Below are 19184 nucleotides of genomic sequence, written 5' to 3'. Positions count from 1 at the left end.
TACGCTGGATACCAAGCTTTTTCAATCCTGGTCAACCGTGCTGGGGCGGGACTACGAATTCATTATGAATGCTGTCCCGCTCCATTTCTTTATAAACAATTATATTTCAATTAATCACTGATATTGGGTATAACACTGTAAGAAATTTATGGAGTAATATGGACTGAGCTATAGTTATAATTCAATGTTTATTACATAAATTTCTGTTGACTATTTTACAATCATATGTTTATATTCCTGTGCCATCACATATATAAATTCATTTCACATATGTGAAATAGAAAGGTGGGATTTTTATAGTTAAGTCTGCACAACGTGTCTTTGATATTTTAAATTTATTACATCTTCAACAACACCCTTTGAGTGAAAAAGAAATTGGCCAGGCATTGCAGATTCCAGCAAGCAGCTTATTTAATTTATTGAAAACTATGGTTGAGGCAAACTATATACGCAAAGATTATCAGAATAAATATTTATTGGGATCTAAGCTTATTAGCTTAGGCAATCGTGCCCGTGAAGATCTGGATTTATATAACGAAAGTTTGTCTTATATTAAACACTTAAGTGATGAACTTAATGAAACTATATTTTTAGCTTATCCTCAAGGGTATGAGATGATTTATTTAACTAAAATCGACAGCCATCGCTCCATCAGAACCGCCGCACAACCAGGTGCTAATAAACCGATTTATACCACTGGACTAGGCAAAGCGTGCCTTTACATGTATGACAAGAAGTTACTTGATTGTTTATTTCTTGATATAGAATTTGAACAAGTTACGCCATATACAGTGAAAAACTATGAAATGTTGAAAGTACAGTTAAGACGTTTTAAAGCGCAGGGTTATGCGATTGATGATGAAGAAAATGAACTCGGGTTGTACTGTATTGCTGCACCTATTTTAAATGATGCTGGTCATGTAATAGGTGCCATCAGTTGTGCTGGACCAAAGGAAAGAATTCAGCATAACGATTTGATTCCGCAAAAAATAAAACAAAATGCCTATTTTATTTCGCGCGCGATGGGTCTAACAAGAAATGGAGTGGATATAAATTGACAGTAATTTCTTATGGTGAAATTATGGGTGTGTTTTCTTCAAATCATGCACAACTTAAATATACTAACCAGTTAAATTTTTATATTGCTGGTGCTGAGGCTAACACGTTAATTGGATTGTCTCGCTTAGGAATTCATTCGAGTTTAATTTCTGCACTTGGTAATGATGCCGTGGGAGAAGCCATAAAGTATCAATTGAATGGTGAAGGGGTTGATACGCGATTTGTTCAAACTTTAAATCATTACTCAACCGGTTTAATGACTAAAGAACGTGGCATTGCGCAAGCTATTCGTGTGGATTATTTTCGCAAAAACAGTGCCATCAATTATTTGAATATTAATTCTTTTTTAAACGATATATTTGAAAGCGCTGACATACTTTATCTTACTGGTATTACGCCTGCACTTAGTAACCATACTTATCAAGAGACGCTTAAATTAATTAAAGTTGCGAAACAACATCATATGACTATTGTATTCGACCCTAATTTCCGAAAAAAATTATGGAATGAAAATGATTTAAAAGCCTTTTATCAAATCATAGAACCACATGTTGATGTGTTGTTAGCTGGCAAGAGTGAAGCAGATATTTTGTTTAATACACCATCAATGGAGCAGTTGATGAACCACATTGATCAGACAAATTTAAAGTTGCTTGTCATAAAAAATGGAGATCAAGGCGCCGTATTTATTAATCGGCATACACATATTCATGGACAAGCTTATAGTGTAAAAGATATTGACCCTGTAGGTGCTGGAGATGCCTTTGCTGCTGGGGTTATCTATAGTCTAAAAATGTATGGTTATGACCAATTAACAGTAATGTCTAAGTATGCTTTAGCGATGGGGGCTTTAGCAACTACATCGTATGGTGATTTTTATGGGTTGCCCACGTTATCAGAAGTAGAACAATTTATCGAACATCAACTCACTGATGTAGAAAGGTAGTGTAAACATGAATATAGAGTTAGTTAAGCAACATAAAATTATTTCTATTGTCCGAGGCTATGATACTGAAGATACTTTGAAAATTGTTGAAGCCTTAAAGCAAGCGGGCATTAAGCTTGTTGAAGTTACACTTAATTCTCCTAATGTATTTAACACATTACAAAAACTTAGCAAACAATATAAAGGTGACATTTATATAGGAGCTGGTACGGTGCTGACTGTTGAAAGTTGTCAAAAGGCAATCGATGCAGGTGCGCAATTTATTATCTCCCCAGACGTGAATACTGATGTTATTCAATGCACGAAAGAAAACCATGTGTTATCAATACCAGGTGCTTTCACACCGTCAGAAATTACCTTAGCTTTAAATCAAGGTGCAGATATTATAAAAGTATTTCCTGTTTCATCAATGGGACCATCTTATATTAAAGATATATTAGCACCACTCAATAATACGCAACTATTACCAACTGGTGGTGTTGATGCAACAAATATTAACGAATATATAAATGTAGGTGCTATTGGTGTGGGTGTTAGTAGCAGCATCGTCAAAACGAATTTAGCTATTGACAATGAAACTTTAACAACGATAAAACGAAATGCGCAAAAACTTATAAAGGCAATGAATTAGGAGGTTCTGACAATGAAAATTGTAAATTATGAGCTATATCAAGTTCCACCCAGATGGTTATTTTTGAAAATCATCACTGATGAAGGCCTTGAAGGTTGGGGAGAACCGGTGATTGAGGGTAAAGCTGCGACTGTTAAAGCGGCGGTTATTGAACTCATGGACACTCTTATAGGTGAAGATCCTTGTCAAATCGAAGGCTTATGGAATCAAATGTATCGTTCTTCTTTCTACAGAGGGGGTCCAATTCTCATGAGTGCAATCTCAGGTATTGATCAAGCTTTGTGGGATATTAAAGGTAAATATTTTAACGCGCCTATCCATCAACTGCTTGGGGGAAAAGCACGTGATAGTATTAAAGTTTACTCCTGGATTGGTGGCGATAGACCTTCAGATGTTGCGCGAGAAGCACAAAAAGTTGCTGATAAAGGCTTTAATGCTATAAAGATGAATGCAACAGAAGAGTTGCAATACATTGATGATTTTCAAAAAGTGGAAGACGTTGTTGCTCGTGTAGATGCGATTCGCAAAAAAATGGGCAATAATTTTGGAATTGGGATTGATTTTCACGGTAGAGTGCACAAACCTATGGCTAAATTACTTATTAAAGAGCTAGAACCATATCATCCACTTTTTATTGAAGAACCTGTATTACCAGAACATAATGAGATCTTAAAAGTTCTTGTAAACTACTCTGTTCCAATTGCTACTGGAGAACGCATGTTTTCCCGTTATGATTATAAAGATGCTCTAGCTTCTGGCTATATAGATATCATTCAACCAGATTTATCTCATGCTGGTGGCATTACAGAATGTAAAAAAATAATTTCCATGGCTGAAGCATATGATATTGCAGCTGCACCCCATTGTCCATTAGGACCAATTGCATTGGCTGCCTGTTTACAGGTTGATGCAACATGTCACAATGCAATTATTCAAGAACAAAGTTTAGGTATTCATTACAACAAAAGTAATGATTTATTGGATTATGTACAAGATCGCACGATTTTCGATTATCAAGACGGATTTGTCAATATTCCTCAAAAGCCAGGTTTAGGTATAGATATCGCTGAAGATTATGTCAAAGAGCGAGCGAAAATAGGACATAATTGGAAAAATCCTGTCTGGAAGCACCAAGATGGGTCTATCGCAGAATGGTAAGGAAAGATAGGAGGAACTTAAGATGAGCTTATTAGGCGTTACTTTAAGCGTTGTTGTTAGCGTAGCCTTTTTATTAGTTCTTATTATTGTATTCAAATTAAATACGTTTGTTTCACTCATTATCACATCTATTCTCGGAGGCATTTTATTAAGAATACCAATTCAAAATGTAATGGAAAGTATTGAAAAGGGGATAGGTAGCACGCTAGGACATATTGCACTCATATTCGGACTTGGTGCAATGCTAGGAAAGTTATTAGCAGATGGAGGCGGTGCCAATCGCATTGCCGAAACACTAATTAATAAGTTTGGTGAAAAGTATACACAGTGGGCCATTATCATAGCTTCTTTTATTGTGGGTATTGCGTTATTTCTTGAAGTAGGTTTAGTGCTATTAATTCCATTAGTTTTTACGATTGCTAAAAAGTTAAAGGTATCTCAAGTAAAAATAGGAATTCCTATGATGGCAGCACTTTCTGTCACTCATGGTTTTTTACCCCCTCATCCAGGGCCAACTGTGATTGCCAAAGAACTACATGCTAATATTGGAGAAGTGCTAATGTACGGTATGATTATTGCCATTCCTGTTGCTATCATTTCCGGACCTGTATTTTTAAAAGTCGCTGAAAAAATAGTGACCTCAGCGTTTTATCGTGAAGGAGATATCTCTGAGCTTGGTTCTCAAAAATCGTTTTCACAAGAAGAAATGCCCAGCTTTAGGTTAAGTGTTTTTACCGCATTATTGCCTGTTATTTTAATGTTAATTTCTACAATTTTACAATTAGTTACTGGTCATGACAGTGGTAAAGGAACAAACTTTATTGAAAACTTTATTTATTTTGTGGGAACAGCAGGCACTGCTATGGTCATTTCAGTGATCTTTGCTATTTATTCGATGGGATTACATAAAGGTAAGAAAATGCAAGAAACAATGCAATCCGTGACTAATTCAATTTATCCTATCGGCATGATGTTACTTATTATAGGTGGCGGCGGTGCCTTTAAACAAATCCTCATTGATGGTGGTGTAGGTGATACGATTAAAGCAGCTTTTTCAGGTACATCAATGTCGCCACTTTTATTTGCGTGGATAATAGCTGCTATCTTCAGAATCGCATTGGGTTCTGCTACCGTTGCTGGTATTTCAACAACAGCGATTGTCTTACCTTTAGTACAACAATCAGACGTTAATGTTGCGTTAGTTGTCTTAGCGATTGGTGCAGGTAGTTTAATCTTATCGCATGTTAATGATGCCGCCTTTTGGATGTTCAAAGAATATTTTGGATTAACGATAAAAGAAACATTTTTAACGTGGTCTCTACTTGAAACCATTCTCTCAGTATCCGGCATAATATTTATTCTTTTTATAAGCCTCTTTGTATAAATTGGACGTATCAAAAATTAAAAGATCAGTCGTCTATATTGAATATTGTAAAAAGACATAATGTGCTTGTTAAACACCTGAATTTTAGAGTTAGTCGTAACTAGGAAGGTTTGTTTTTTAAGAAACAAGTCTTTTAATTCTTCATCAATAGAGAATCAGCATTTTCAATATTAACGATTACGAAACAGAACAATTAATCGATGATAAACTATTATTACTTATTACGTATGAGTTGCTTTACTTTTTGAGCAATGTTTGCCATCGATGCAACGACTTTCTTGTTATCTGTGGCGCTTCTGTTAAGGTTATCAAGATGAAGAACGGATATATCATAAATACCCGATAAATTCAGTGGATACTTCATTACTTTGTAGCCTAAACGGCCTTTAAATCGATGCAAAATTTCAGGACCACCCTGGGTGTAAATAATAATTGCTTTTTTCCCTTTCCATAAGCCGTTTCTGAAGTACTGCTTGTTTTTAAAACTGAAAGCATGCTCTGGCCAAAACGTTTGATCAATAAAGCTCTTCAAAATAGGGGTAACGTTAAACCAATATAAAGGATATATAAAGATGAGCGTAGAAGATGCTTCAAGCTGATTTATCCATATTTGTTGTTGTGATGATAGTGGTGCATGATAGCCTGTCGTCAATAAAAAGTCAATATTGGATTGTTGTAAAAATATATCATAGCGCTGTTGCTTGGGAATTTGATGTAAAATGTGTTGGTAAAGTTCGTAGCAAGTTCCTGAGGTATTACCACCATAAATAATACTAATCATTCATTGACACCTCTTTGGCTAATTCTGCAAATATTTTATGCTGATTTTGTTCATATTGACCATCTTTAGATAATTGATGTAATGTTTTTATTTTCTGTAAAATAAGCTGTTGCTGCTTTAAGCGTTGTTCAATTTTAGTAATCAGATTTTCAATAAATTTATTGGATTGCTTATTACATGTGTCAGAAATGGGTTGGTCATAAAGTTGTATAATGTGATTGATATTTTGTAAATCAAGGTCTAAATCTTTTAAATCATTAATTAACTTCAATTTAAACATTGTATCTTCATCAAAAATACGATAGCCACTATCATTTCGCGGTACTGTAATTAAGCCTATTTTTTCGTAATATCTTATTTGCGATTTGCTCATATTTAAATGTGCTGCAACATCATTAATTGTCATAAGGCTCACCTCCAACGTTATCTTAGCATTAAAGGTAACTTTAAGGTCAAGTTGATTTATATATTGGAAAAGTCTGTAACATCATTATTTTTAAAGATTTAAACGCTATATTGGCAGTAGTTGATTGGATTGAAAGTACGCTGGATACCAAGCTTTTTCAATCCTGGTCAACCGTGCTGGGGCGGGACTATGAATTCATTATGAATGCTGTCTTGCTTCCTAAGTCATCGTTTAAAATATGAATTTTCTTTTAAATATTCTGACATCAGATTGACTATCTTTATTAATAGGTATATGATGATAAAAAATCAATATTATTTAAAGGACACGAACTTTATGGACGATTTTCAGAGAGGGAATGGCAGCTGAAAGGTTCCTAAATCATAAATGAAGTTTACTACCTTGTATTATTTACATGGAAACATGTAACGTTTCATGTGCGTTAATACATGACTAGAGTGTCATCTTATTTAAGATGGAATTTTGGGTGGAACCACGGGTAATAATAGACTCGTCCCTTGTTTAGGGACGGGTTTTTTATTTATATATCAAATTTTTAAGGAGAGATTATCATGTCTAATCAACGAATCAATATTCAGTTCCCAGATGGAAGTCAAAAAGCGTATGAACAAGGCGTCTTAGCGCGCGATGTTGCTAAATCAATCAGTACGTCTTTATTTAAAGCGGCAGTCGTATGTCGTGTGAATGGAACGTTAGTTGATTTGACCTACCCGCTCCAAGAAGATTGTGAACTCACTTTCTATACATTAGAAGATGCTGAAGGTATAGAAGCGATGAGACACACTGCCGCCCATGTACTAGCACAAGCATTAACTCGATTATATCCTCAAGTCTTATTGACAATAGGACCAGTCATCGACAATGGATTCTACTATGACATAGACTTGGATGAATCAATCAGCGAAGTCGATTTAAATAAAATCGAAAAAGAAATGAAGAAAATTCAAAGTGAAAATTTAGACATTGTAAAAGAAAATGTCAGCTATGACGAAGCAAAAGCTTTATTCAAAGATAATCCGTATAAGTTAGAGATTATTGAGCAATATCAAGGTGAACAACTATCAGTATATCGCCAAGGTGAATTCTTAGATTTATGTGTTGGACCACACGTGCCAAATACAAAATTTGTGAAACATGTTAAGTTAACTAAAGTTTCCGGTGCTTATTGGAGAGGCGATAGTGATAACAAAATGCTTCAACGTATTTATGGTGTGGCTTTCCAATCACAAGCGCAGTTAGATGACTATTTTGAATTTTTAAGAGAAGCAGAAGCACGCAATCACAGAAAATTAGGTAAACAGTTAAAATTATTTATGTTCTCTGAAGAAGCACCTGGCATGCCTTTCTATTTGTCAAATGGTCAATTTGTGCGTAATCAAATGGAGAATTTCCTGAGAGAAATTCAATTGAAAAATGATTATGATGAAGTGAGAACACCACTTATGATGAATCAAAAACTATGGGAAGAATCTGGACATTGGGATCACTATCATGAAAATATGTACTTCACAAAAGTAGATGAAAATGATTATGCTTTAAAACCAATGAATTGTCCGGGTCATATGTTAATTTTCAAAAATGAACTTAGATCTTATAAAGATTTACCATTAAGAATGGCAGAGTTTGGACAAGTACATCGCCATGAGTTTAGTGGGGCGTTAAATGGATTATTACGTGTAAGAACATTTTGCCAAGATGATGCACATATCTTTATTATGAAATCTCAAATTAAATCAGAAGTAGAAGATATACTAAAATTAATTGATTATATTTATTCAGTGTTTGGCTTCACATATAGTATCGAGTTATCGACACGTCCAGAAGATTATTTAGGTGAATTAAAATTATGGAATGAAGCGGAACAATCTTTAGCCAATGTGCTTGATGAATTAGGGTTAAAATATACAATTAATGAAGGTGATGGTGCATTCTATGGCCCTAAAATTGATGTGCATATTAAAGATGCATTAAACCGAAGTCATCAATGTGCAACAGTTCAACTTGATTTCCAAATGCCAGAAAAATTTGATCTTACTTATATTAATGAACAAAATGAAAAAGAACGACCTGTTGTATTACACAGAGCGATATTCGGTTCTCTAGATCGCTTCTTTGGTATCTTAATTGAACACTTTAAAGGAGCTTTCCCACTTTGGATGGCACCTGTTCAAGTAAATATCATCGGTGTATCTGACAATAACACAGCCTATGTGAATAAAGTATTTGAAGCGTTACAAAATAATAATATTCGTGTGGTTATTGATGATAGAGATGAAAAATTAGGTAAAAAAATTAGAGAAAGCCAAATGAAAAAAATTCCATACACTTTAGTGCTTGGAGACTATGAACAAGAGAATAATGTTGTTTCAGCAAGAAAATATTCGCATGAAGATAATGAAGTGATGGATATTCAAGCCTTTATTGCACAACTACAAGAAGAAGTAGAAAGTAAAGCACTACTTGTATAAGACATAAGTACTGTTGTGTTAAGTTTAAATTCTACTAACAATGAGATGCACTCCAAAAGTTAGACTGAAAATCTAACCTTGAGGAGTGCATTTTTGCGGATAAATATTTAATATTACGCTAATTTTAAGACACTACTGAAAAATATGTTATGTGTTAACTTCAGCAATAGGTATCCTTATGTTTAAAGTACCTAATATTTAGGGTTTAATGTGATATTTTTCAATCATCTGTTTAAGTGGTTCTACATCATATGAATTTGTAGCCACTGAAATATAGCCATCTGGTCGTACTAAAAATACAGCATCACGTTGAATGTCTTTTTGGGACATCTGTGTAACCCAAGGGATATGGTAAATCGGTAATTGTGAATCATATGCGAACTGTTTTAATTCTTGTGTTAATTTGCCATAAATATGGATTTGCCAAGTTCGAGATTTTAGAGGTTCGAAATTATCGATTGAATCAATATGAATCCATGGAAGACAATCGCCGCCAGCAATGTTCCCATAATTTCCTGTACTTAAATCACTGTGTTTATAATGAATAGCTGTTTGAGATATCGTTTTATACAGCTTTTTCTTCAAAATATCCAAATGTAATAAAGTAGGGAAGATATAGGGAATAATCCAATCTTTCACGACTTGACTATTCGCCATAAATTTAAATCCTGTATCAGTAGTGTTCACTAATTTTTTTGCAAATTCAATGCGTTCAGGTTCATACGTATCTAAAATTGATTTATCAGCTTTTCCTTGGATGACGTTACTCAGCTTCCAAGCTAAGTTGAAGGCGTCGCTAATGCCTGTATTCATACCTTGACCACCAGCGGGACTATGAATATGTCCTGCATCACCACAAATAAAGGCACGATTTACTCTAAAATGTTCTGCTACTCTATGATGTGAGCGGTAAGATGAATACCAATTAATGTTTTTAATGTGTATAGGTAAGATATTTTCGGCAAATGGTATCAGTGGTTTAAATGATTCAGGCGGTTCACCATTGGTCTTTACCTCTTCGGGGATAATACCAATGAGGCGTAATTGTTCTGTTGTTCTAATAGGAAAACCAACACAGAAATGATTACCATGAAAGCCCATACTAGCACCATCTAATTGTGTGTTCGTTTCAACGTCCGCAACATAAAAGAGTTGTGTGTATGTTCCGCCAGGGAAACCGATATCAAGTCGTTTTCTTACGGTGCTACTGGCACCATCACAACCACAAATGTAATTGAATGTTTCAGTTACTTCTTCACCATTAGGTCGTTGAAATGTCGCACTTATAAATGTCTCGTTGTCATCAAATGATATAAGTTCATGTTCCCAACATACTTGTCCACCGACTTTTTCTAATTCTTCTACAAGAATTTGTTCATGAATATCTTGCGGTAAAGTTAATACATATGGATAAGGACTTACGCCTTTTCCTTTCTTTGCAATCGGTAATTTGCCAACAGGACGTTTATCTTTATATACATTAAAATGTTGAATTGGTATGCCTGCTTCAACAATCTTATCGTCGAAACCATATTGACGGTAGAATTCAAGTACACGTGACTGAACGACCATGGCTCTTGAAGCTGTACCGGGGCCTTTATTTTTATCAATCAGCTTATATGATATACCTTGGGCACTTAAAGCAATGGCTAATGCCAATCCACTAGGTCCAGCGCCTACAATTAAAACATCGTTTGACATGGCATTCTCTCCTTATTCGGATATTTTTATAATTATTCCCATAAGCACTATACATTAAGCATGATAGCAAGAATAAGGTGATGTTAACCGAGGTTAATGTCTTAGAAAAGGCATACATAGAAGTTAAAATTTAATGAAAGCTAAAATGTTGAAAAGGTCAATTCAGTGAGATTTTGATGCAATTTAGTAAGATTAAATTTACAATTTGAGAGAAAATACATCTTTTTTAAAAATTTATTGAATAATCTGAACAAATAGACAATAAAACCATGTATAATAACAAATATCACATAAATAGGAGACCCAAGAATTATGAAGAATCATACATTAACGTTAAAACAAAATATATTTATTGGTTCGATGTTGTTTGGTTTGTTCTTTGGTGCTGGAAACTTAATATTTCCAATCCATCTCGGTCAAACGGCAGGCACAAATGTTTGGTTGGCCAATTTAGGTTTTTTAATTACAGCGATTGGTTTACCATTTTTAGGCATTATTGCAATAGGAGTATCAAAAACCAATGGTGTCTTTGAAATTGCTTCAAGAGTAAGTACAAGTTATGCATACATATTTACAATCGGGTTATATCTCGTTATAGGACCGTTCTTTGCTTTACCAAGATTAGCAACAACATCCTTTGAAATTGCTTTTTCTCCATTTATTTCACCAAGTACTGCAAAGATATTACTACCAATATTTAGTATTGTATTCTTTGTTTTAGCATGGCTGTTCGCTAGAAAACCATCTAAAATATTAGATTATATTGGTAAATTTTTAAATCCTATATTTTTAATATTATTAGGTATTGTCGTCATTTTGGCATTTATCCATCCAATGGGTAGCATCAATCATGCATCGATTAGTCCAGATTATAAGCATGGCACAGTGCTTAAAGGCTTTATTGATGGCTACAATACGTTAGATGCTTTAGCGTCATTGGCATTTGGTATTATTATCGTCTCAACTATTAAAAAATTAGGTATTTCAAACCCCAATACGATTGCTAAAGAAACCTTTAAACCTGGAACAATTAGTATTGTTGCAATGGGGGTTATATATACGTTATTAGCGGTGATGGGAACGATGAGTTTAGGCCATTTCAAAGTAAGTGAGAATGGTGGTATAGCATTGGCACAAATCGCTCAATACTATCTAGGTGATTACGGCATTATTATTTTATCGTTAATCATTATTGTTGCTTGTTTAAAAACGGCTATTGGCTTAATAACTGCATTCTCTGAGACATTTACAGAATTATTTCCTAAACAAAATTATTTAGCTATTGCTACGATAGTTAGCGTTCTAGCCTGCATCTTTGCGAATGTAGGATTAACGAAGATTATTATGTATTCAATACCAGTATTAATGTTTATTTATCCTTTAGCAATTACATTAATCTTATTGACATTAATCAGTCCACTATTTAATCATTCAACAACTGTTTATCGCTTTACGACATTCTTTACAATGATTGCTGCGTTAATTGATGGTATAAAGGCAAGTCCAGAATTCTTTGTAAACACAAGTTTCGCGCAATGGTTAATTGCGCTAGGTGAGCATTACTTACCATTATTTGACATAGGCATGGGTTGGATGTTGCCGGCACTTATAGGCTTTATTATCGGACTCATCGTTTATAAAATTCGCTTACCAAGACAACCACAAACATAAGAAAAATTACTTAAAAACTTGTTGAATGACTGTGCATTGGCAGTGTTCAACAAGTTTTTTCAATCCTAGTCAACCTTGCTGGGGCGGGACTACGAATTCATAATGAATGCGATTCCGCTCCCTTGTAATAACGAAGCATTAATATTACTTATTATCTCTTTTATTGAAAATTATATATAGTAAAAATCCTAAAGCTAACCCTAAAAATGCGCCTGCTACAATTTCTTTAAATATTAATCCTAATCCTAAACCCAAAAACAAGCCACATGGAATAAAAAAGCTATTGTGATTATTTATTTTCATATTTTAAATAATACCTTCTTTATAATAATATACCATTATTAGAGTCGCTATTTTCTATCTTAGGATTAGATTTTATATTATTAGCGAATGTAATCACTTAATAATCATCTTTCACAGTTGCTCATTCATTGCCAATAATTGGTAAAAAGAATGCACTGCTTTTTTAAAATTTCAGTTAAATGTGAAGCATCATAATTTTTGCAATAAGGTACTGACAACGGCACAAAACTTTATTAAAATATTATATATATTCAAAAAACAAAAATTGTCTTGTTATTCATTTGACATAGACTTTATTCAGGGGTGAACTTTAATGAAGTGTAAGCAATGTGGGACAGAATTTAATCATTTCCAACAACACTGCCCGACGTGTGGTGAACCGATACAAGTTGATACAACATCAAATCAGCAACAAACTTCTAAGCAATCTCAGAAACGTGATATTAGAAGTCAGTTTGGCGCAGGTGCACAACAGCATAAAAAACGACCTGATCAGCAACAAGAAGCAAGCCATGACAGTGATGTAAAAGAGCAAGTTGGCGCATCATCAACTACAGATGAAGCGAATACACATTCAACAGAGTCTCAAGAGCAATTCGGTGCACATTCAGGTGATCATGCATCACACGTATCGAAGAACGATTTTGGTGCTTCTTCGACGGATTCAGTTTCAACAGGATTTTTGGATGTCGTTAAAAACATCTTTAAATTAGATGATACCGCGGCATGGGCTAAACGTATCATTATTTCAATTGCGTTTTTTGTGTTTTATGTATTTTTCATTCATATAACATATAATATGATAATATTTATCTTGAATGTGCTATTATTCCCATTTGTGATGTGTGTTGTTGATCACGTACTTAGTAAAGTATTTAAGAAATCAAGTTATGCATACGATATTCAACAACATGGTTTTGCCATAGCTACTGGAAAAGTTACACTTAAATACATATTCTTATTATTTATATGGAACTTTTCGTGGATTCTTGGCATTCTTTCGTTTATTTATCTCTATTCATTGGCAAAAAAACTAGGTTAAGGGAGTCATAACAATGAAAAAACCAATACTTGTTGGCAAAGGGTTTCGTCGAATTAGTTTTGAAAAATTAGTACTAGAAACGCCCATCCCGGATGACAGCACAATTGTATTTGAGTCTTTAGGAGACCAAAAGCACTATTTCAATCAAGGTATGCAATTTCAAAATATGCGCTTTAAATTACGAGGTAACAGTTTACCTGAAGATACAGTGATTGATTCTTGGTTTTATATTGAGAACTGTAATGCTGTTATAGAGAATTTAACAATTGATAATTCACAGCCTAATGATCATGCGCTAAATATACATAATAGTCATGTGACAATAAATAATGTCATTTTAAAGGGGAAGCAAGCTATTGCACTATATATAGATCAAAACAGCAGTGTGTCTATTAATGAAGTGACGGTAGATACTCATGCTGAAGAGGAAATTAGTGGAATATTTGTAGATAATGGTTCACGTGCTCAAATTAATCAGTCTTTAATGAATGGATTAACAGCGAATCAAGATGCATATATTGAAGTCAACCATAGTCTATCGACTGAAACAGTATGTGCGCAGCAAGAAGGTAGAATCAACGCAAATGATTTATATATCGATAAGACAGAGGAAACCATAGACATCATGTTGTTCAGTCATGGACAAATGTATATTGATGGACTAACTATTGTTTCGGGAAGCTCTGAAGCATATTTAGAAGAAGGCTATCTATCGTTACAACATGTTAATACCGAAAATACTAATGGATTTCTTGTTAATATAGACAATTTTTCAGACGCTGAAGGAGAAGGCTTTGAAGTCATTAACAGAGATGAATATCAGCGCCAGTTAAATGATCAGGGAGCATATGCACAGAATGTAGATGACAATATAGGACAAGAAGACGTTGATACTCAATTTGACGAATTCTATGAAGACGATACAGTAAATGAATCAGAGAATGATAGTTATGAAGATACTATGGATGCGTTTGATGAAGAAGCAATGCCTGAAGAAAAAAGTGCATTAGATGCGATACATGAGCTTATTGGCTTGGATGGTGTTAAAAAAGCAGTAGAAAAATTTATTAATATTTCTAAAATAAATAAAATCAAACAACAAAAAGGGTTGCAACCAAATATGCCAGCCATGCATTCGTTATTTATCGGGAATCCAGGTACCGGTAAAACAACGGTTGCGCGTTTGATGGCACAAGCATTATATGAAGAACAAGTCATTAAAGAAAACAATTTTGTTGAAGTTTCACGTCAAGATCTCGTATCAGAATATATTGGTAGAACTGCAACACAAACGTTGGAAGTGCTAGAAAGCGCTAAAAATGGTGTATTGTTTATTGATGAAGCATATACTTTGGTTAGCGAGGGAGATAAAGGATTTGGTCAAGAAGCAATAGATACAATTCTTAAATATATGGAAGATCATAGAGAAGAAATCATGATTATTTTTGCAGGCTATACCAATGAAATGATTACTTTTAAAAACTCTAATCCAGGTCTCGCCTCAAGAATACCTCACACATTTGATTTTGAAGACTACAAGTTACCTCAACTTGTACAAATTGGTGAAGCTGATTTAATAAATAAAGGTTATGTATTTGAGGCTGATCACTATCAAAAAGCCTTGGCCAATGAATATCGACATAATTTTGATAATAGTAATGGACGCTGGGTTCGAAATTTCAATGAAAAATTAACGTCAGAACAAATACAACGTATTTCTGAAAGCGGGGAATATATAGATGATGAAGCACTAATGACTATTACAGATGAAGACTTTTCGATGTTTTCATCACAAGATGATCGTTCAGATGAAACGTTACATGATTTATTAGAAGAGTTACATCAGCTCATCGGTTTAGCTAACGTCAAACAACACGTAGATAAAATTATTAATGAAGTAAAATTCAATAAACTATTAGAAGAACAAGGCAAAGTTACGACGCATAGTAATTATCATATGATTTTTACTGGTGCTCCAGGTACCGGGAAAACGACTGTTGCTAGATTATTAGCACAAATATTTAAACATTTAGGTCTATTGTCAAAAGGTCATTTAATTGAAACAGAGCGCAGTAAGTTGATTGGTAATTATATCGGTCAAACGGAAAAGAATACAAAACAAGCAGTCGAACAGGCAATGGGCGGAGTATTATTTATCGATGAAGCTTATCAATTAACGCCAAAAGGTCAAAGTGACAATGACTTTGGTAGTCAGGCAATTGAAACATTGATTACGGAATTAGAAAATAATCGTGATAAGTTTATTGCTATCTTTGCCGGCTATAACGATGATATGCAGCGCTTTCTAGAATCGAATGAAGGCTTAAAGTCACGTGTTCCTTATCAATTACACTTTGAAGATTACAGTCCAGAAGAAGTGGCTGATATTGTTGTAATGACATTAATAAAAGAAGATTGGCAATTTGATGAAACCTTATTAAGAGAAATTGTAGAAGAACGATATGCGAATATTGAAGAATCACAAAAGTCCAATGGTCGTTGGGCACGTAATTTCGTTCAAGAACTATTAGTTAGACATAAAAACAAAGTAATCCAAACAGCTACACCTGATGCTGATTTAACAACAATTAGCAATGAAACAATTCTAGAAATGCAGGAAGTATAACATACGCCTTCATCGAGATGAACAGCACATTTTGATGAAGGCTTTATTAATAAATAACACATGGGAGGAAATACATATGTTTAAATTAGTTGTGACAGATATGGATGGCACGTTTTTAAATGCACAAGGTACGTTTAATAAAGCGCATTTTCAAGCATTACTAGCGCCAATGAAAGCCCAAGGTATCCGTTTTGCATTTTGTACTGGGAAGCAGGTGGAACGTGTAGAAGCAGTTGTGGGAGATTTGTCACAAGATTTATTTATTATTGGTGACAGTGCGACACGTATTCAGTTGAACGGGGAGAATATCTATACGAAAACATTAGATTCAGCAGTAGGTCAACAATTGATCAATAAAATTAAAAAGATAGATCCAGAGCTTACTATCATTGTTTGTACACCGGAAACGGCCTATGTAGAAAATAGCGTGAGAGACCAAGATAAGTCAATGGTCTTTGGTTCATATGAACAGGTCACTTTTGTGGATGACTTGGCTAATTTGACTGTACCAATATTAAAAATTACGATTTATGATCACAAAGCGCAATGTTTTAACCACGTCAATGATTTAGCAGAATTCCAAGATGACTTGTATATTGTAGCTGCAGAAGAAAGCTGGATTGATATTACTGATAAAGCTGTTGACAAAGGTACGACAATTCAATTTTTACAGAGTCTGCTTAATATTCCTGCCGAAGAGACGATCGTCTTTGGCGATGGATATAATGATATGCCTTTATTTGAAAATGCAGCCTATAAAGTGGCGATGGATAATGCCTATCCAGAGCTAAAAGAAAAAGCAAACCTTATTGCACTTAATCATAATCAAGACGGTGTTGTTACAACATTAAACGTATTGTTAAAATTGGCACGATAATATATCGCTCATACAGTTGATTCTCAGTAGACACTTGTACATCTTAACGGAATGTTAATGTTCAATTCATCAGGACTTAAAAATCGTTGCGTACGCTTAAATTAATCATAATTTAAGGGAATGATACATGTGGAAATTGTAAAGTCAAAAGAGGATTTATTTCGTATTATTGATCATGCAGATGAACAATATACATCCAAAATGTTATTATTTATGATTTTAGGAACGATTTTTCTAGATGCTTATGATATTACGATTCTAGGCACAATGACGGATCAACTTACGCAACAATTTCATTTATCTCCAACAATGTTATCCACGGTTATGACGTCTTTACCCATTGGTGCTTTGATTGGTGCTATTTTTGGTGGTGTCTTCGCACATCGATTTGGGCGCAAACGTATTTTATCGATATCGTTATTAGCGTTAGTAATCACTTCTTTAGGTGCAGCTTTAGCTCCAAATTTAACAATCTTATTGCTTTGCCGTTTTCTAATGGGAATGGCAATTGGAATGGACAGCCCAGTTGCCTTTACCTTTATTGCAGAAATAAGTAATCGCGCGCAAAAAGGCCGTAACGTCAATTATTGGCAAGTCGTATGGTATGTTGCCATTGTTACGTCATCACTATGTGTGATTGCATTCTTCTTAATGGGTACAGGTAGTCATCTATGGCGTGTAGCAGTTGGATTTGGTGCTATTATAGCTTTAGTGCTTTATCTATTAAGGTTAAAATTCTTACATGAGAGTCCAACGTGGATGATTAACCACTACTCATTAGGTCAAGCAGCCGACTATATTCGTCAAAAGTATCATGTCGATATTCAATTAGCATCTAATCAGACGAATGACGTTAGCTCTCAAGAACGACAGCCATCAGCACGCGCATTGTTTCAACCTAAATATGGTAAAAGATTATTATTAGCAACAGCTATATCAACACTTCAAGGCATGCAATATTATGCCGTAGGTTTATATATTCCTATTATAGCTACGTACATTATTAGTAAAGAAAAATTAGGTGTTTTACTAGGTACGGCGATTGTTAATATTGCAGGTATTGTAGGAGCATACTTTGGTGCACAATTAACTTATCGCTTAGGCACACGTAAACTAACAATCATTGGTTTTGCTTTAGTATTAATTGCGATGGTCATGACAGGTGTCTTCTATCATTTATTACCAATGATTTTAAATACATTTCTTATTGCTTTATTTTTATTCGGACATTCAGGTGGGCCAGGGACACAAGGGAAAACCATTGGCGCGTTATCATTCCCTACATATTTGCGGTCGCAAGCAACTGGATTTGTCGAAGCAGTCAGTCGTACAGGAAGTATTATTGGGACATTTATTTTCCCTATTATTCTAGCTGCAGTAGGCCTTACCAACACCATGTTAATCTTAAGTATCGTACCATTAGTTGGATTAATTATTACAAGCGCAATCAAATGGGAACCTGTAGGAAAAAATGTTGAAGTAGAATAGAAAAGATATACCATGCGTACCTGTGTAGCAGCCTTATTACTGTTACATAGGTATTTTAACAAATAGAAACTAAAATATTTTGTGATTGATGTCCCAAGCTTTTTTAAAATTTCATGATAAGTTTTAAAATATGAGGGGTATATATACAAAAGGGGGGCGGTACTATGAAATTTTATAGATTAGACTATCAACATCATAAAGATATAGTTGATGAAAATATTTTAACGGTCTTTGTTGTGGCGCAAAATAAAGGGGAAGTAGAACAGCTTGCCAAAAAGTTGCGCTATGCTGTGGAAAATATTACGAAACTAACGGAAAAAGAATTTAAGAAAGAGAAAGAAACGAATGAACATTTTAGATTAGAGTATGCTGAGAACTATTTATAATGGATATAATCTGTCATAGATATCGTTAACATGACACATCTATCAAAATGATACTGACTGTGAACTTAACTAAGTTCGCAGTCTTTTTTTCTAATTTAGGTTTCTATATGGCTTAACTGCAATAAATAATATAGCAATGGGTAAGACTTCGGGTTGTCTACCTTGATGCTGCATGCATATTTTGTATAGTCAAATTGAAATCTATATAACGAGTATTATCACTTTTAGTAAGCATA

The 19184-nt window shown here is 34.3% G+C and carries 16 protein-coding genes and 1 other annotated feature; of the genes, 12 read left to right on the top strand and 4 right to left on the bottom strand.

Annotated features, from left to right (window positions below; genetic code table 11):
• Nucleotides 1-290 precede the first annotated feature (290 nt).
• From CD041_RS10375 to CD041_RS10355, 5 genes are read left to right on the top strand one after another with little or no spacing between them, the layout of a single operon-like run.
• Nucleotides 291-1058 carry an IclR family transcriptional regulator gene (locus CD041_RS10375; RefSeq protein ID WP_308446738.1) on the top strand — a complete coding sequence of 256 codons (768 nt, stop codon included), beginning with the start codon at nucleotides 291-293 and terminating at the stop codon, nucleotides 1056-1058.
• A complete protein-coding gene (locus tag CD041_RS10370; protein WP_012990664.1) occupies nucleotides 1055-2005 on the top strand; it encodes a sugar kinase in 951 nt (316 codons plus the stop codon). The genes CD041_RS10375 and CD041_RS10370 overlap by 4 nt, the downstream gene beginning before the upstream one ends.
• A gap of 7 nt (nucleotides 2006-2012) precedes the next feature.
• Nucleotides 2013-2636: a bifunctional 4-hydroxy-2-oxoglutarate aldolase/2-dehydro-3-deoxy-phosphogluconate aldolase gene (locus CD041_RS10365; RefSeq protein WP_002479107.1), complete on the top strand. Its 624-nt coding sequence runs from the start codon at nucleotides 2013-2015 to the stop codon at nucleotides 2634-2636.
• A 12-nt stretch (nucleotides 2637-2648) separates the two neighbouring features.
• Complete coding sequence (gene dgoD / locus CD041_RS10360) at nucleotides 2649-3794, top strand: galactonate dehydratase (protein ID WP_080606659.1); 1146 nt, start codon at nucleotides 2649-2651, stop codon at nucleotides 3792-3794.
• A 22-nt stretch (nucleotides 3795-3816) separates the two neighbouring features.
• On the top strand, nucleotides 3817-5178 hold the full coding sequence (locus CD041_RS10355; protein ID WP_002460863.1) for a gluconate:H+ symporter: 1362 nt from the start codon (nucleotides 3817-3819) through the stop codon (nucleotides 5176-5178).
• A gap of 214 nt (nucleotides 5179-5392) precedes the next feature.
• Here CD041_RS10355 and CD041_RS10350 read toward each other — a convergent pair whose 3' ends face one another.
• Both CD041_RS10350 and CD041_RS10345 read right to left on the bottom strand, forming a co-directional pair.
• Nucleotides 5393-5959, bottom strand: a complete 567-nt coding sequence (locus CD041_RS10350) for an NAD(P)H-dependent oxidoreductase (RefSeq protein WP_002479105.1) — start codon at nucleotides 5957-5959, stop codon at nucleotides 5393-5395.
• On the bottom strand, nucleotides 5952-6365 hold the full coding sequence (locus CD041_RS10345) for a MerR family transcriptional regulator (RefSeq protein ID WP_080606660.1): 414 nt from the start codon (nucleotides 6363-6365) through the stop codon (nucleotides 5952-5954). Before CD041_RS10345 ends, CD041_RS10350 begins: the two co-directional genes overlap by 8 nt.
• 307 nt (nucleotides 6366-6672) lie before the next feature.
• Nucleotides 6673-6887: a binding site (T-box leader), on the top strand.
• Nucleotides 6888-6937: 50 nt separating this feature from the next.
• Here CD041_RS10345 and thrS point away from each other — a divergent pair.
• Nucleotides 6938-8854 carry a threonine--tRNA ligase gene (gene thrS / locus CD041_RS10340; RefSeq protein ID WP_070648081.1) on the top strand — a complete coding sequence of 639 codons (1917 nt, stop codon included), beginning with the start codon at nucleotides 6938-6940 and terminating at the stop codon, nucleotides 8852-8854.
• A 198-nt stretch (nucleotides 8855-9052) separates the two neighbouring features.
• Here the strand turns inward: thrS and CD041_RS10335 are convergent, their stop codons facing one another.
• Nucleotides 9053-10555 carry an FAD-dependent monooxygenase gene (locus CD041_RS10335; RefSeq protein WP_070648082.1) on the bottom strand — a complete coding sequence of 501 codons (1503 nt, stop codon included), beginning with the start codon at nucleotides 10553-10555 and terminating at the stop codon, nucleotides 9053-9055.
• 312 nt (nucleotides 10556-10867) lie between these two features.
• Here CD041_RS10335 and brnQ point away from each other — a divergent pair, with 312 nt between their 5' ends.
• Entirely contained in the window at nucleotides 10868-12226 is a 1359-nt protein-coding gene (gene brnQ / locus CD041_RS10330; protein ID WP_080606661.1) for a branched-chain amino acid transport system II carrier protein, read from the top strand.
• 144 nt (nucleotides 12227-12370) lie between these two features.
• Here brnQ and CD041_RS12215 read toward each other — a convergent pair whose 3' ends face one another.
• Entirely contained in the window at nucleotides 12371-12529 is a 159-nt protein-coding gene (locus tag CD041_RS12215; protein WP_002460855.1) for a hypothetical protein, read from the bottom strand.
• A gap of 313 nt (nucleotides 12530-12842) precedes the next feature.
• Between CD041_RS12215 and CD041_RS10325 the strand changes: the two genes are divergently transcribed.
• The 5 genes from CD041_RS10325 (at nucleotide 12843) to CD041_RS10305 (ending at nucleotide 18948) form a co-directional block, all read left to right on the top strand.
• The gene (locus tag CD041_RS10325) at nucleotides 12843-13571 is read left to right on the top strand and encodes a zinc ribbon domain-containing protein (RefSeq protein WP_062078310.1); all 729 of its coding nucleotides are present in this window, start codon (nucleotides 12843-12845) and stop codon (nucleotides 13569-13571) included.
• Nucleotides 13572-13584: 13 nt separating this feature from the next.
• Nucleotides 13585-16197 carry an AAA family ATPase gene (locus CD041_RS10320; protein WP_070648084.1) on the top strand — a complete coding sequence of 871 codons (2613 nt, stop codon included), beginning with the start codon at nucleotides 13585-13587 and terminating at the stop codon, nucleotides 16195-16197.
• 76 nt (nucleotides 16198-16273) lie between these two features.
• Nucleotides 16274-17074, top strand: coding sequence for a Cof-type HAD-IIB family hydrolase (locus CD041_RS10315; RefSeq protein ID WP_062078305.1), 801 nt, complete (start codon nucleotides 16274-16276; stop codon nucleotides 17072-17074).
• A 129-nt stretch (nucleotides 17075-17203) separates the two neighbouring features.
• Entirely contained in the window at nucleotides 17204-18562 is a 1359-nt protein-coding gene (locus tag CD041_RS10310; RefSeq protein ID WP_070648085.1) for an MFS transporter, read from the top strand.
• Nucleotides 18563-18726: 164 nt separating this feature from the next.
• On the top strand, nucleotides 18727-18948 hold the full coding sequence (locus CD041_RS10305) for a hypothetical protein (protein ID WP_002460843.1): 222 nt from the start codon (nucleotides 18727-18729) through the stop codon (nucleotides 18946-18948).
• The last annotated feature ends 236 nt before the right edge of the window (nucleotides 18949-19184 follow it).

The sequence above is a fragment of the Staphylococcus lugdunensis genome (assembly GCF_002901705.1).
Taxonomy (GTDB): domain Bacteria; phylum Bacillota; class Bacilli; order Staphylococcales; family Staphylococcaceae; genus Staphylococcus; species Staphylococcus lugdunensis.
The sequence above is the reverse complement of the archived record's forward strand: the minus strand, read 5'-3'. Positions and strand labels throughout refer to the sequence as shown.

Coding starts and splice junctions, on each gene's coding strand:
- CD041_RS10345 (WP_080606660.1), bottom strand. CDS start 6,365: ATGACAATTAATGATGTTGCAGCACATTTAAATATGAGCAAATCGCAA.
- CD041_RS10355 (WP_002460863.1), top strand. CDS start 3,817: ATGAGCTTATTAGGCGTTACTTTAAGCGTTGTTGTTAGCGTAGCCTTT.
- CD041_RS12215 (WP_002460855.1), bottom strand. CDS start 12,529: ATGAAAATAAATAATCACAATAGCTTTTTTATTCCATGTGGCTTGTTT.
- CD041_RS10305 (WP_002460843.1), top strand. CDS start 18,727: ATGAAATTTTATAGATTAGACTATCAACATCATAAAGATATAGTTGAT.
- dgoD (WP_080606659.1), top strand. CDS start 2,649: ATGAAAATTGTAAATTATGAGCTATATCAAGTTCCACCCAGATGGTTA.
- CD041_RS10335 (WP_070648082.1), bottom strand. CDS start 10,555: ATGTCAAACGATGTTTTAATTGTAGGCGCTGGACCTAGTGGATTGGCA.
- CD041_RS10320 (WP_070648084.1), top strand. CDS start 13,585: ATGAAAAAACCAATACTTGTTGGCAAAGGGTTTCGTCGAATTAGTTTT.
- CD041_RS10325 (WP_062078310.1), top strand. CDS start 12,843: ATGAAGTGTAAGCAATGTGGGACAGAATTTAATCATTTCCAACAACAC.
- brnQ (WP_080606661.1), top strand. CDS start 10,868: ATGAAGAATCATACATTAACGTTAAAACAAAATATATTTATTGGTTCG.
- CD041_RS10365 (WP_002479107.1), top strand. CDS start 2,013: ATGAATATAGAGTTAGTTAAGCAACATAAAATTATTTCTATTGTCCGA.
- thrS (WP_070648081.1), top strand. CDS start 6,938: ATGTCTAATCAACGAATCAATATTCAGTTCCCAGATGGAAGTCAAAAA.
- CD041_RS10315 (WP_062078305.1), top strand. CDS start 16,274: ATGTTTAAATTAGTTGTGACAGATATGGATGGCACGTTTTTAAATGCA.
- CD041_RS10350 (WP_002479105.1), bottom strand. CDS start 5,959: ATGATTAGTATTATTTATGGTGGTAATACCTCAGGAACTTGCTACGAA.